This window comes from Halopseudomonas pachastrellae, from assembly GCF_900114765.1.
GTDB lineage: Bacteria > Pseudomonadota > Gammaproteobacteria > Pseudomonadales > Pseudomonadaceae > Halopseudomonas > Halopseudomonas pachastrellae.
The window spans coordinates 96,089-108,026 of sequence record NZ_FOUD01000008.1 but is presented as its reverse complement, the minus strand read 5'-3'; the positions used below and the strand labels follow the sequence as shown (position 1 = coordinate 108,026).

At 64.8% G+C, this 11,938-nt stretch carries 13 protein-coding genes; 1 reads left to right on the top strand and 12 read right to left on the bottom strand.

Annotated elements, in window-relative coordinates; genetic code table 11:
* Nucleotides 1-9 precede the first annotated feature (9 nt).
* From BM116_RS08055 to BM116_RS08020, 8 genes are read right to left on the bottom strand one after another with little or no spacing between them, the layout of a single operon-like run.
* Nucleotides 10-738: a hypothetical protein gene (locus tag BM116_RS08055; RefSeq protein WP_083723887.1), complete on the bottom strand. Its 729-nt coding sequence runs from the start codon at nt 736-738 to the stop codon at nt 10-12.
* A 15-nt stretch (nt 739-753) separates the two neighbouring features.
* The gene (locus BM116_RS08050) at nt 754-1,506 is read right to left on the bottom strand and encodes a hypothetical protein (protein ID WP_083723889.1); all 753 of its coding nucleotides are present in this window, start codon (nt 1,504-1,506) and stop codon (nt 754-756) included.
* Nucleotides 1,503-2,033: a hypothetical protein gene (locus BM116_RS08045; RefSeq protein ID WP_083723891.1), complete on the bottom strand. Its 531-nt coding sequence runs from the start codon at nt 2,031-2,033 to the stop codon at nt 1,503-1,505. Before BM116_RS08045 ends, BM116_RS08050 begins: the two co-directional genes overlap by 4 nt.
* Nucleotides 2,034-2,044: 11 nt before the next feature.
* Nucleotides 2,045-2,752 carry a hypothetical protein gene (locus BM116_RS08040; protein ID WP_211276235.1) on the bottom strand — a complete coding sequence of 236 codons (708 nt, stop codon included), beginning with the start codon at nt 2,750-2,752 and terminating at the stop codon, nt 2,045-2,047.
* Nucleotides 2,753-2,782: 30 nt separating this feature from the next.
* Nucleotides 2,783-3,262, bottom strand: a complete 480-nt coding sequence (locus tag BM116_RS08035; RefSeq protein WP_083723893.1) for a hypothetical protein — start codon at nt 3,260-3,262, stop codon at nt 2,783-2,785.
* 3 nt (nt 3,263-3,265) lie between these two features.
* A complete protein-coding gene (locus tag BM116_RS08030; RefSeq protein WP_083723895.1) occupies nt 3,266-4,990 on the bottom strand; it encodes an OmpA family protein in 1,725 nt (574 codons plus the stop codon).
* Between the two features lie 16 nt (nt 4,991-5,006).
* Nucleotides 5,007-5,585 (bottom strand): hypothetical protein, encoded by a 579-nt coding sequence (locus BM116_RS08025; protein WP_083723897.1) that lies wholly within the window; start codon nt 5,583-5,585, stop codon nt 5,007-5,009.
* Nucleotides 5,572-6,687: a hypothetical protein gene (locus BM116_RS08020; RefSeq protein WP_083723899.1), complete on the bottom strand. Its 1,116-nt coding sequence runs from the start codon at nt 6,685-6,687 to the stop codon at nt 5,572-5,574. The genes BM116_RS08025 and BM116_RS08020 overlap by 14 nt, the downstream gene beginning before the upstream one ends.
* 330 nt (nt 6,688-7,017) lie before the next feature.
* On the opposite strand from BM116_RS08020, the gene BM116_RS08015 reads away from it, so the two are divergent.
* Nucleotides 7,018-7,941, top strand: a complete 924-nt coding sequence (locus tag BM116_RS08015) for a response regulator (protein ID WP_083723901.1) — start codon at nt 7,018-7,020, stop codon at nt 7,939-7,941.
* A gap of 5 nt (nt 7,942-7,946) precedes the next feature.
* Here the strand turns inward: BM116_RS08015 and phoR are convergent, their stop codons facing one another.
* The 4 genes from phoR to BM116_RS07995 all read right to left on the bottom strand — a co-directional run bounded on the left by phoR (nt 7,947) and on the right by BM116_RS07995 (nt 11,863).
* Entirely contained in the window at nt 7,947-9,239 is a 1,293-nt protein-coding gene (phoR, locus tag BM116_RS08010; protein ID WP_083723903.1) for a phosphate regulon sensor histidine kinase PhoR, read from the bottom strand.
* 386 nt (nt 9,240-9,625) lie between these two features.
* Nucleotides 9,626-10,315, bottom strand: coding sequence for a phosphate regulon transcriptional regulator PhoB (gene phoB, locus BM116_RS08005; RefSeq protein WP_083723905.1), 690 nt, complete (start codon nt 10,313-10,315; stop codon nt 9,626-9,628).
* A 108-nt stretch (nt 10,316-10,423) separates the two neighbouring features.
* Nucleotides 10,424-11,314 carry a 4-hydroxybenzoate octaprenyltransferase gene (gene ubiA, locus BM116_RS08000; protein WP_090475096.1) on the bottom strand — a complete coding sequence of 297 codons (891 nt, stop codon included), beginning with the start codon at nt 11,312-11,314 and terminating at the stop codon, nt 10,424-10,426.
* Nucleotides 11,315-11,341: 27 nt separating this feature from the next.
* Nucleotides 11,342-11,863, bottom strand: a complete 522-nt coding sequence (locus tag BM116_RS07995) for a chorismate--pyruvate lyase family protein (RefSeq protein ID WP_083723907.1) — start codon at nt 11,861-11,863, stop codon at nt 11,342-11,344.
* Between the last annotated feature and the right edge of the window lie 75 nt (nt 11,864-11,938).

The window sequence follows — 11,938 nt, the reverse complement described above, 5'->3', positions numbered from 1 at the left end:
GGGTGAATCCTATGTGGTCAGGATGAGCTGGGTCAGGGTGGCGCCGCTGCTGACCAGCAGCACCAGTTGGCTACTGGCGGGCAGGCCGGCAGCCAGCGTGAGGTCGCAGCTGGCGCTGCCTTGCTGGTCGGTCAGCAGCAGCCGGCTGCCGAGTTGCAGGCCGCTGCGCAGCTGCTCGGCGGTCAGGCCATTGGCTCCGGCGGCCTCGCTCAGCGCCAGGCTGGCGTCGATATCCAGATTGAGCTCGACGGCGGCGTCACTGATCAGTTGGCCGGCGCTGTTGGACAGGGTGACCAGCAGTTGCTGTTCTCTAGGCTTGGCCGGCTTCTTGACCAGGCTGCGTGCGGCCAGGCGCAACACCGGCAGCGCGTTGCTGGGCGGTACCGACACCAGCCGGCCGCTGAAGGTGCTGATCAGCTCGGTATTGCCGCTGGCCTCACTCGGGGCCTTTTTGGGGTTGGGCAGGGCGAGCTGCAGCTGCGGGATGGGCCGGGCCTTGCGCAGAGTGCCGGGCAGTACGCTCATGCCGCTGCTGGCCTCGGCTGCGTCCAGCTGGGCCTGCACGGTGGCTTTGATGTTGAAGTCCAGGTACGGCAGGTGATAGCCCGGTTGGGGCCGGCCAAAGGCGTCGGTCGGGGGCAGGTCGTCCAGCACGGCCTGGGCGTCGCGCAGACCGCGGGCCAGTCCGAGCAGTATCTGCTCGACCGAGTTGGCGACGAATTTACTGGATTGGGTCATGTTCAGGGCTCTTGATCAGTCGGTGCTCAGGTGTGGGCGCTGGCGGCGGCGTTCGTCGGCGCGGGCCTGTTGTCGTTCCTGCTGGCGCTCGGCCTGACGCGCGTCCCGGCGCGCCTGCTGGCGGCGTTCGGCCAATTGCTCTGCGCGCTCCTGCAGGTTTTCCAGCGAGCCGGTGTCCACGCCCAGCAGTCGGTGTTGGCGGCGTTGGTAACGGTTGTCGAAGTCACTCAGGGAGGTGACGGCTGGGGGCGCCTGAAAGGCGCCGTCCAGGCGGTCGTGCAGGGGGCGCAGCAGCGGCTCGGCAAGGGTCTCGCGCGGTCGCTCACGGGCGCAGCTGCGGGCCTGCTCGACGCGCTCGTCCAGCCGCTGCATCAGTGCGCGTTGCTGCTGCGCCTGTTGGCCTGCACGACTGCCGGCCTGCTGTTGCTGACGTTCGCGTTGTTGCTGCCAGCGGCGCGCGGCTCCCGCTGCCTGGCGCACCTGTGCCAGCGCTGCCGGCGCCTTCTGGCCATCGCGCTGGCGCTCCCAGGCGGCGTGCTCGGCGCGCCGCTCGCTGGCGCTGGCTACCGGATACCGTCGGTCGGCAGGGGCACTGTCATCACCCTGACCGCCCAGGCGGCGCATCTGCTGCTGCAGGGTGTCACGCTGCTCAAGCAGGCGTTGCAAGCCGGGCACCTGACCTGCCAGCTGCTGCAGGTCGGGGCTGGCGGGCGCAGGCTGGGGGCTGCCTTGTTGCCGGGCCAGATCGCGCCAGGTCTTGCGGCTCATTCGTCGGCCTCGGCGTCGATCAGGGCGCGGATGCGCTCCTCCAAAATCGCCGGCGCGGGCACCGGCACCAGTTTGGTTCGCATCACCGAGCTGCCTTCGGCCGAATACTGGTACTTGCTGGCGTAGCTGGCACTGACCGAGCTGGCGCTGACCGAGCCAGCGGCAAAGAAGGGCAAGCCCACCCCCTTGGCGCTGGATTTGACCTGACTGCGCTTGTGGGTCGAGCTGCGCTCACTGTTGATGCTGATCGACAGCTTCAGCTCGATCACAGTGTCGACAAACTGGTAGAAGCTGGGGGTAAAGCCCAGCTCCAGCAGGCTGTAGGACTTGCCGTTGCTGAACTCGACCTTGTAGGGGGCCTCGGGGCCGTCTTCCTCTTCGTCGCTGCCGGTAGGGAAGCCCGCCATCATGCGCGCGATGCGCAGCGACACCAGGTCCAGCTCCAACTGGGCCTCGGCAATGCCCACGCCGAGGTTGCGCACGATCAGCGGGAAGGGCGCGTTGAGCAGTTCTGATCCGACACTCATGGCGGGTCTCCTCAGTCGTCATCTTCCGGCGCGGGCGCCGGTTGCCGGCGGGCTTCGGCCTCTTCCATCATCGCGCGAATGCGCTCTTCGAGGATCGGCGGCGGCGGCACGGGTGACAGCTTGGTGCGCAGCAGGCTGGAGCCTTCTGCAGAGTAGGAGTATTTGGAGGCGTAGCTGGCGTCCACCTGGCTGGTTGAGACACTGGAGCGGTTGCTATCGCGGCCACCGAAGACCTTGCCGAACAGGCCGCTGCCCTTCTTGCTGGCGCTGTTTTTGGTGGTCTTGTTACTGGAGGTACGGCTGTACTCGCTGCTACGGGTGATCTTGATGGCGATCTTCACCTCGATGATGGTGTCGACAAAGTTGTAGAACACCGGGGTAAAGCCCAGCTCCAGCATGGATAGGCGGGTGGGCACGCGAATCTGGCCGTTGTCGGTCTGGTGCTTCTTGGCGGCGGTGACGATCTCGCCGTAGCCCGGATCAAGCGCGACGAGGGAGTCGGCCTCGGAGGGGGTCATATACTCATGGCCGAAGAAGATGCGGCTATCGTCAAAGGCGATATTGCCCTCGTCGTCGTATACGGTGCGCAGGCCGCCCATCATCTCGGCGACTTCGATCGAGCTTTCGTCCAGCTTGACCTGCGCCTCGGCGATGGCGAAGGCCATCTGGCGAATCATGTCGCCCATCGGCACGTTCAACAGCTCTCGTCCAATACTCATGGTGTTGCTCCTTGTTGGGATATCGACGGATCAGTTGTCGGCTCCGGGCAGCCCGTCGTCGTACAGGCGCCGCAGGACTTCATTGAAGGCTTCAGGGGCAGGCAGCGATACCAGACGAGCGGCAATCGAGCTGGACCCTTCGGCGGAGACAGAAAACTTGCGTGCGTAGGAGACATCGACGCTGGCCGCGACCATGACGACGCCGTAATTGACCTTGGCGGTGACCCCGGCCGATACCGAGGTTTCGGTGGTTTCAGACATACTGAACGACAGCTTGGCCTCCACCGTGGCCTCGGTGAACGCGTAGAAACTGGGGGTAAAGCCCAGCGTCAGCAGGTTGTAGGTCTGGCCGCCCAGCTCGACCGGCGTCTCGGCCATGGCCTGGGCGACCTTGACCGAGTTGTTGTCCAGTGCGGCCTGGGCCTGGGCGATCGACAGGCCCAGGCGCTCGATGATCTGCGGTAGGGGTGCGCTGACCAGCGAGCGGGTGACAGTGGTGGTCTCGCTCATGGCCTAGCTCCCCAGATAGCTGCGGATGGTGTCGAGGAATTCCGGCGGCGCAGGAATCGACACCAGGCGGGCGGAGATCGACGAGTTGCCGGTGACATCCAGCTCGAACTGCTTGGCATGACGGACATCCAAGGTGGCGCCAAAGGCGACTGTGCTGTTGCCGGTGCGGCGGGTGGTCTCGCGCTCGCTGCTGCTGTTGGCAAACTGCTCGTTGATGGTGATGCTCTCGCTGCTGGTCATGCGCAGGTCGCGGCTGGAGGTGCTGATCAGGTGCAGCTGTATCGGGTCGCTCTTGCGCGCCAGGTTGCAGACCGCGCCGCCGGCGGAGGCGCTGACCTGGCTCCCCTCGTCGGCATTGATGCTGTTGGCCAGGTTTTTTGCAAAGGCCTGCGGGCTGTCGGCGGCGTGGCCGTCCACCGCGCTGCCTGACAGCGTCCAACTGCGGCCCTCGGCGCTGACCTGCTTGCCGTTCACACCGCTCATGTCGTTGGCATCAAAGGTGTGAATCCAGCCGTTGCTGGCTGACTCGGCGTGATCGCGGCGGTCGGGCTCGACGCCGCTGATCACCTGGCCATCGGCGCCCTCGATCACCAGCAGGTCGACATCCAGCAGAATCTGTACCCGGCGGTGGGCCTGATCATGCGGGACACCTTCGGCGCCGCCGGGGTTGGCGGCGGCTTCGCCTTCGCCGACCGCAGAGGTGATCTGCGCTGGGTCCACCCCGTTGGCAATCAGTTGACGTTTGACCTCGTCCACCCGGCGCTGCGACAGCCCCAGGTTGTAGCCGGGGCTGGCCGGCGCGTCGGCGTGGCCAACCAGGCGAAAGGGGACGCCGGCGCGGGCCAGCATCTGCGCGTTCTCCTGCAGGGCGTCGCGCTGATCGGCGCGGATATGGTTACGGTCGATATCAAACAGCACTTCATGAATTGGCTCGCCCGGCGGCCAGTGGGTCACCTCAAAGCCGGCATCCTCGAAGGCGGTTTTTACCTTGCGAGCGTAGTTGGCCACGCTGTTGGAGCGGGTGACGCTGAGGCTGGTGTCGGGGTTGGCGACAAAGGTGGTATCGCTGTTGCTGGCAATGCGAATCACGCCGCCCGCGTAGCCAAAGGCGCGGAAGGCGACGGCATTGGGTGAAACGATGACTTGCTGCGGGCTGGCATCGGTGGTCGGGTTGATCGGGGTTTCGCTGCGCTCGAAGGCCACGGCGCTGATGTCGGCATTGCCGGCCAGGCCATCGACCAGGCTGGCCAGACGGCTCTCCAGGTCGGCGCCGCTGAGCGCCACGCGATTGTCGTTGATGCGCACCTCGCCGGCCGACTGCGCGGTGATTTGCAGGCTGGCCTCACGGTTACGGGTTTCGCTGCGACTCCCGCTGCTGCTGCTCGACGAGCTGCTGTCGCTGTCGTCGTTGCTGGTTTCGGCGTTGTTGTAGGCGCCGTTGATGCCGAAGTCGACGCCGGTAGACTCTTCCACCCGCAGGTGCAGGTTCATCGAGCAACTGATGTCGGCGTGCTGGTAGTGGTAGAAGGCGGGGCTGAAGCCCATCTCGATCAGCGTCTTGCCGCCAAGCCCGGGTATCGGTTGGATAAAGGCGTCCAGTTGCTCGATGGAGTTGGTATCCAGCGCCTGCTGGGCGCGGGCGATGCCGAGTCCGAGGCTGGAGATAAAGTCGGCGACGCTGGCGTCGGCCAGCACCTGTCCGGGGCGAAGACCGTTGTAGTCACTCATGCCTGGCTCCTGTTATTCAAACAAGTGAGGCCGCGTGGGCGCTGCGCAGGCGCTCGGGCGGCAGGGGGATGGCCCGTTTGGGCTCGACCAGCCCCTTGCGGACAATGAAATACGCATGGCGCTGCTGCGCGTCGCGCAGCTGTCGCTCACCGATACTCAGGCCGCGGGCGGCCCAGCCGACTAGTGCGCGGGCCAACGGCAGTTCCGGTGGCTGCACCAGGGCGATGGCCTGCTGCAGGCTGGCCAGTGCGTCAGCAAGCTGGCCCTGGCGCAGCTGGATGCAGCCACGGCGCTGCAGGTTCTCGGCGCGGTCGCGGGCGACCAGTGGCAGCGGTGAGTCCAGCCGGGCGTAGTGCGCCTCGGCCTCGTTGCAGTAACGCAGTACGCTGTCCAGCTCGCCGCTCAGCTCCAGGCTTTCCATCACGCATTGGGTGTAGTGGCGGAAGAACACCTCCGGTGCGCGGCTGCTGACCGCCATGCGCAGGGCTTCTTGATAATGCTGCAGGGCATCGGCGTGGCGCCCGGCCAAGGCCAGCACCTTGCCCTGTTCGGCGATACCCAGATGCAACTGGTGCGCCTTGTCAGTGCTGTTCATGATCCAGTTCCTGCCATTCGATGGGGATGTCGAGTTGCTCCAGGCCCTGCTGCAGCCAGCGTGGCAGCAGCTCGCCGTGCAGCACGGGGGATTGCCACGGCAGACGTGGCACAGGGCTGTCCGGCGGCAGCAGGCCGCTTTGCTGCAGCAGGCCCAGCGCGGGCGCAAGCTGGCTGCCGGCCGGTATACGCAAGCGGCAGCGGCGCAGGCTGGCGACCTGCGGCCGTACCGGCATGCCGGCGGCTTGCCAGCGCTGCAGCCGGTCTTGCAGGGCGCTATGGGCTACGCCTTCCTCGACCACCACCGGCAGGTTTTCCAGTACACAGTCGATCAGCTCGGCCGGCAGGCCGGCGAGCTCGGGCAGGCGGTCGGTCTGGCTGCCCGCATCCACTGCCTCCAGTGACAGGTCGTAGCGCAAAAAGGCGGTGTCGAGCAGGCGCAGCCCACCGCCGGCCTGATGACGGCGCCACAGCTGCTGGGCACTGGTGTGATCCAGCGTGCCCTGCGGCTGACCCGTGTGCGGGTCTGGCGTCAGGCCAAGCTGGCGCAGGTCATGCAGCAGGCTGTCGAGCGAGGGGCCGGGGTCGCGTTCGATCAGCAGCTGGTAGCGCGCCTGATCGCGTCGCGAGCAGACCAGCTCTGCGGCGAGGCCCTCAAGCTGTTGTTCCAGCGCGGCGCAGGTGGCGGCGCTGACCTCACCAATGATGACGCCGGGCGGGCTGCTTAGCAGGCCCAGCACGGCGACCGGGAGACAGCCAAGGAAGCCTGCAAGGCGCTCGCAGCAGGCCGGCAGGTCCGCCACGTCGCTGACGTAAAGGGCAATGTCGAAGGTGGCTGCCGCTGCAGGTCGGGGCACGTTGTTGGGTTCGACCCGCACCGACAGACCTGCCTGTTGCAGTATGTTGGCCAGCCCACAGGCCTGCTCCTGCGGCAGCGCTTCAAGCAGAACCGAGGGGGCCTTGTACAGGGCGTTGGCGACCTGATTGGCTGGCAGCCCTAACTGGCTGGCCAGTAAGCCAGCGAGGGCCGGACGGGCGGAGCCGATGGATTCGACCACGACCCGCTGTGACGGCGCGAGGGCCGTCGGGCTCAGGGTTGGCATGGCGTTGCTCCGTCAGCGTGGTGGCGCGGCAGGAAGCCGCAGCAACGGCGGGCTGGCCGCAACGGAACAAGGCAAGGGTTGGGGTATGTCTGGAGGTCGGCGCTCGGCCGCGCTCCACTGCATGAAATTCGTCAAAACCCACACCTCCGTGTCGGGTATCGACGACTGCGACACCGCAATGGGTGTCCGACGATTCAGGATGAAAGTAACTGCTCAGCTCTTACGTTAGCTCAGGTCATTACACTGTCAATGGTGGCCATTTGCATGTCGGTTGTCGCCAGGCGGGCTCTCTGGGGTAAAGTACGCTTAATAAGTGAGGATAACGCCCTTATGTCGAATGTATCGGTCCTGATTGTGGATGACGCCCCGTTCATCCGTGATCTGGTCAAAAAGGCCTTGCGCAGCCACTTTCCCGGTTTGCAAATCGAGGAAGCCGTCAACGGGCGCAAGGCTCAGCAGGTGCTGTCACGCACGGGGTTCGATCTGATCCTGTGTGATTGGGAAATGCCCGAAATGAGTGGCCTTGAGTTGCTGCAGTGGTTTCGTGCCCAGCCGGATCAGGGCTCGACTCCCTTTGTCATGGTGACCAGCCGGGGCGACAAGGAAAACGTGGTCGAGGCGATTCAGGCTGGTGTCAGCGATTACATCGGTAAGCCGTTCAGCAACGAACAACTGATTGCCAAGGTCAAAAAGGCGTTACAGCGGGCCGGCAAGCTGGCGCAGCTGCAGGCACCGCGTCCGCGTGCCAGCACGGGCTCGGCGATAGGCTCGGTGGCCAACTTGACCGGTGGCCGGCAGACCAGCTCGCCTGTTGCTCCTGCTCCTGCTCCTGCTCCTGCTCCTGCGGCAGCGAGCCCGCCGCGTGCCGCGCAGCCCGCGCCGACACCGCCTGCGGCAGAGCAGGCTGGTGGTCAGCGTGTTCGGGGCCAGGCCCAGCTGCGCCTGGCCGGCGAGCAGTTCGCCTGTGTGATCAAACACTTGAGCCTGCGCGATGCGCTGGTGGTGGTGCGCCGCGGCGAGCGTTTGCCGCAGGTATTTGAAAGCGGTGTGCTGGATCTGGAGCAGGACGCCGACCGGTCGGTAGCGCGCATTAACGGCTACGTGCACGCCGTGGCGGCGTTGGAGGCCAAGGTGGATTGCGACTGGGTCAAGGTGACGCTGAAGTTCGTCGACCAGGACCCGGAAAAGCTGGATTACCTGTCACGCCTGATCGCATCGGGCACGGCCCAGGCACACTATTCACCAAGCGCCTGAGTTGCTCAGACGCTCCGCTCAGGCGGGAAGTGGCAGCTGAAGTTGCTGCCCTTGCCAACCTCGCTCTTTATCTCCAGCTTGCCTTGGTGGCGCAGCAGCACATGCTTGACGATCGCCAGGCCCAGACCGGTGCCACCGGTGGTGCTGTTGCGGCTGGTATCCACCCGGTAGAAGCGCTCGGTCAGGCGCATCAGGTGCTGCGGCGCAATCCCTTCGCCATTGTCGATCACGCTCAAGTGCTGGCCCTGTGCGTCGCTGTGCCAGCGCAGGGTTATTTCGCCGCCATCGGCGGTGTATTTCACTGCATTGAAGGCGAGGTTGGAGAAGGCGCTACGCAGCTCCCCCTCAATCCCGTGCAGGCGGGTATTGCCGTCAATGTGCAGACTGATGTGGTGGCCTCGTTCGCCGGACAGGGCTTCAGCGTCCTTGCGGATGTGCTCCAGCAGCGGGCGCACATCGACCAGCTCGTCTTCGCTCGGGTTGTCTGAGGTTTCCAGGCGCGCCAGCAGCAAAAGGTCGTTGAGCAGGGCCTGCATGCGGCTGGCCTGCTGCTGCATCTGCTGCAGCGGCCGTTTCCAGCGCGGGTTGAGGTCGTCGTCCAGGTCGAGCATGGTCTCCAGATAGCCCACCACCACAGTTAGTGGCGTGCGCAGTTCATGGGAGACGTTGGCGACAAAGTCCTTACGCATCTGTTCCAGGTTGTGCAGCCGCGTGACGTCGCGTACCACCATCAGGCGGTCGCCCGGCCCGTAGCGGGTAATCGCGTACTGCAGCTGGATGTTTATGTCGGCCGGCGCGGGGATTTCCAGCGGCTCGCGAAAGTCGCCCTGCTCGAAGTACTCGATAAAACGCGGGTCGCGGATCAGGTTGGCAACGTGCTGGCCGCTGTCGTCCGGACTGCGCAGACCGATCAGCCGCTCGGCAGCGTGGTTCCACCACTCCAGGTGACCATCACGGTCAACCATAACCACCGCTTCGCGCAGGGCGGCAGTGGAGGCCTGAATGCGGTCGATCACCGCTTGCAGGCGCGCGCGCATGCGGCCGTCGCGGCGCTGCATGTGGTAGATACTGTCGAAAATTTCGCCCCAGATGCCGCGCGCTTCGGGTGGCGGATCATTGGGGTGGCTGCTCAACCAGTGGTAGAAGCGTGACATCTGGCGCAGGGTCCAGGCCAGATAGCAGCCTAAGCCCACCACCAACACCCAGGCGGGCTGCCCAACTATCCAGCCGACCAGCAGGCAGACCAGCACCAGTAGCAGCAATTGACTAAGCACGCGGCTGAAACTATGTCTGGTCACTGAATACGCTCATCTAGGGTCTGTTGACGTTTCGTTCGCTCGCCTGCCGAAGGCCATTTTCCGGCCAGGCAAGGCGGAGGGAGTGCAGTGTGGTTATTCCACATAAGGGACCGACAACGCAGCATGGCCGAAAAATGGCCCGGCCCTTCGGGTGGGGCCGCCGAGGTTGCGCCTGTAAAGCCGCCACTCTGCGTCGCTCGTCGTTTATTTGGAATAACCACAAAAACGCCGGGAGCGTTTTTGCGCGCCAGCCCCGAAGGGGTGAAGCACAGGGATGTGCTGAACAAACTACGCTCCTCGCTCCTTGATTGGCGGCTTTACAGGCAGCAACAGGCGTGTGAACGAAGCGTCAACAGACCCTTGCGTGATCTTCCCTGAGCGACACCTCAGGCCTTGGTCGAAAACCGATAGCCGGTTCCGCGGACGGTTTGTACCAGATGTTCGTACTTGTTGCCCAGCGCCTTGCGCAGGCGGCGGATGTGCACATCGACGGTGCGTTCCTCGACGTAGACATTGCCACCCCAGACCTGATCAAGCAATTGGCCGCGGGTATAGGCGCGTTCCTGGTGGGTCATGAAGAACTGCAGCAGACGGTACTCGGTGGGGCCCATCTCGGCGGCCGATTCGTCGATGGTGACCCGGTGGCTGACCGGGTCGAGCATCAGCCCGGCAACCTCGATCGGTGCTTCGCTGTCGACCGGGCCGGCGCGGCGCAGTACGGCTTTCAGGCGGGCGACCAGTTCGCGCGGGGAGAAGGGCTTGGTGATGTAGTCGTCGGCGCCGACTTCCAGGCCCTGGATCTTGTTGTCTTCCTCGCCCTTGGCGGTGAGCATGATGATCGGAATGTCCGCGGTCAGCTCGTCGCGCTTGAGTCGACGGGCCAGTTCGATACCGGTGGTGCCCGGCAACATCCAGTCGAGGAGAATCAGATCGGGTTTACGGTCGACGATACAGGCGTGCGCCTGCTGGGTGTTTTCGGCCTCAAGGCAGGTGTAGCCGGCCATTTCCAGCGCTACTGCGATCATTTCGCGGATAGGCGCCTCATCATCGACGATCAGAATGCTTTTACCTGACATGGTTTTCCGTCTCGTTGCAGATATGAGTCATGCGCCGATTAGATAACACTTTTATTTCAGTTGTATTACGCGGCAAGGGCAAGTCTGTTGCAGCATGGCTGGGCTGCATCAGCGCAGCGCGTAGTCCAGAGCCAGGCCGATAAACACCAGCATGCCGGCCCAGTGATTGGACAGAAAGGCTTGCAGGCAGGCAAGGCGCTCACGCTCGCGCATCAGCCAGTGCTGCCAGGCAAAGCCCAGGGTCATGCCGAGCAGGCCCAGGTAGTAATACAGGCCCAGGTCAAAGCGCGCGCCGACCAGCAGCAGGCAGACCAGCGTCAGCCCCTGCAGCAGGCCGATGATCAGCCGATCAGCGTCGCCAAACAGGATGGCGGTGGACTTGATGCCGATGCGCAGGTCGTCTTCGCGGTCGCACATGGCGTATTCGGTGTCGTAGGCCACGGTCCACAGCAGATTGGCGATAAACAGCAGCCACAGGGGCATCGGCAGCGTGCCGGCCTGGGCGGCAAAGGCCATTGGAATCGCCCAGGAGAAGGCTGCGCCGAGCACCACCTGAGGGTAAAAGGTGAAGCGTTTGCAGAAGGGGTACAGCGCCGCAAGGCCCACACCGACAAAGGCCAGCTGAATGGTCAGGGCGTTGGTCAGCAGCACCAGCAGGCCGCTCAGGCCTACCAGCATGGCAAAGGCAATCAGCGCCTGACGGGCACTGATTCGGCCGGTCGCCAGCGGGCGCTCGCGTGTGCGCTCGACGTGGCCGTCAAAGTCGCGGTCGGCGTAATCGTTGATCACACAGCCGGCCGCGCGCATCAGGATGACGCCGAGGACAAAGATGATCAGGGTGCTGATATCCGGCACACCTTCGGCGGCCAGCCACAACGCCCAGAGCGTCGGCCAGAGCAGCAGGTAGGTGCCGATCGGGCGATCCAGACGCATCAGCTCGATGTAGTCCTTGGCCCGTGGATGCAGGCGTACCAGAGGTTTGATCAGCAGACCGAGCAAGGCAGTTCTCCAGTCAGTAGCGGGGGCTCAGGTGCCGGCGGCGGGCCAGCCCTGCAAGAATACTTCACACACCAGCAGCTGCAATGCACCGTCGGAGAAGTGCGAGCGGCGGGCCCACAGGCCCTCGGCACGCCAGGCCGTCGGCAGCCAGGCCGCCGGGTAGCGGCTGATCTCGATGGGGCCGCGCTGGATCTGCGGGTTGCGAAACAGCAGATGTCCCAGACTGGTGGTGCCCAGGTTGTCGAGCGCCATCTCGGCGTTGCCAAGCGCGCTGGGCGGCGCCACCGAGCGGGCGTAGACCCGCGGTGCACCGGCAGTGTGCAGCACTACTTCTCTGGTCCAGACTGGGGCGCCGGTGGCCAGACCCAGGGCCTGGGCTTCGTCTTCGCGAGCCGGTTGGGGGGCTTGTTGCAGCAGTTCGACGCGAAAGTCCCGGTCGCCGGCTTCGGTCAGTCGCTGGGTCAGCGAGCCCTCATGGCAGAGCCAGTCGAACAGCGGCTCGGGCGGTGGCGCGGGGTGTTGGTCGGCAGGATACCAGTCGGGCAACATTCGGTAATCGCAAGGTCTGAGCAGAGGGTAAAGGTGCCGGCAAGGGTACCATGAAAGCCCTCTGTTTCGGGCGCT

Coding starts and splice junctions, on each gene's coding strand:
- BM116_RS08055 (WP_083723887.1), bottom strand. CDS start 738: ATGACCCAATCCAGTAAATTCGTCGCCAACTCGGTCGAGCAGATACTG.
- BM116_RS08050 (WP_083723889.1), bottom strand. CDS start 1,506: ATGAGCCGCAAGACCTGGCGCGATCTGGCCCGGCAACAAGGCAGCCCC.
- BM116_RS08045 (WP_083723891.1), bottom strand. CDS start 2,033: ATGAGTGTCGGATCAGAACTGCTCAACGCGCCCTTCCCGCTGATCGTG.
- BM116_RS08040 (WP_211276235.1), bottom strand. CDS start 2,752: ATGAGTATTGGACGAGAGCTGTTGAACGTGCCGATGGGCGACATGATT.
- BM116_RS08035 (WP_083723893.1), bottom strand. CDS start 3,262: ATGAGCGAGACCACCACTGTCACCCGCTCGCTGGTCAGCGCACCCCTA.
- BM116_RS08030 (WP_083723895.1), bottom strand. CDS start 4,990: ATGAGTGACTACAACGGTCTTCGCCCCGGACAGGTGCTGGCCGACGCC.
- BM116_RS08025 (WP_083723897.1), bottom strand. CDS start 5,585: ATGAACAGCACTGACAAGGCGCACCAGTTGCATCTGGGTATCGCCGAA.
- BM116_RS08020 (WP_083723899.1), bottom strand. CDS start 6,687: ATGCCAACCCTGAGCCCGACGGCCCTCGCGCCGTCACAGCGGGTCGTG.
- BM116_RS08015 (WP_083723901.1), top strand. CDS start 7,018: ATGTCGAATGTATCGGTCCTGATTGTGGATGACGCCCCGTTCATCCGT.
- phoB (WP_083723905.1), bottom strand. CDS start 10,315: ATGTCAGGTAAAAGCATTCTGATCGTCGATGATGAGGCGCCTATCCGC.
- BM116_RS07995 (WP_083723907.1), bottom strand. CDS start 11,863: ATGTTGCCCGACTGGTATCCTGCCGACCAACACCCCGCGCCACCGCCC.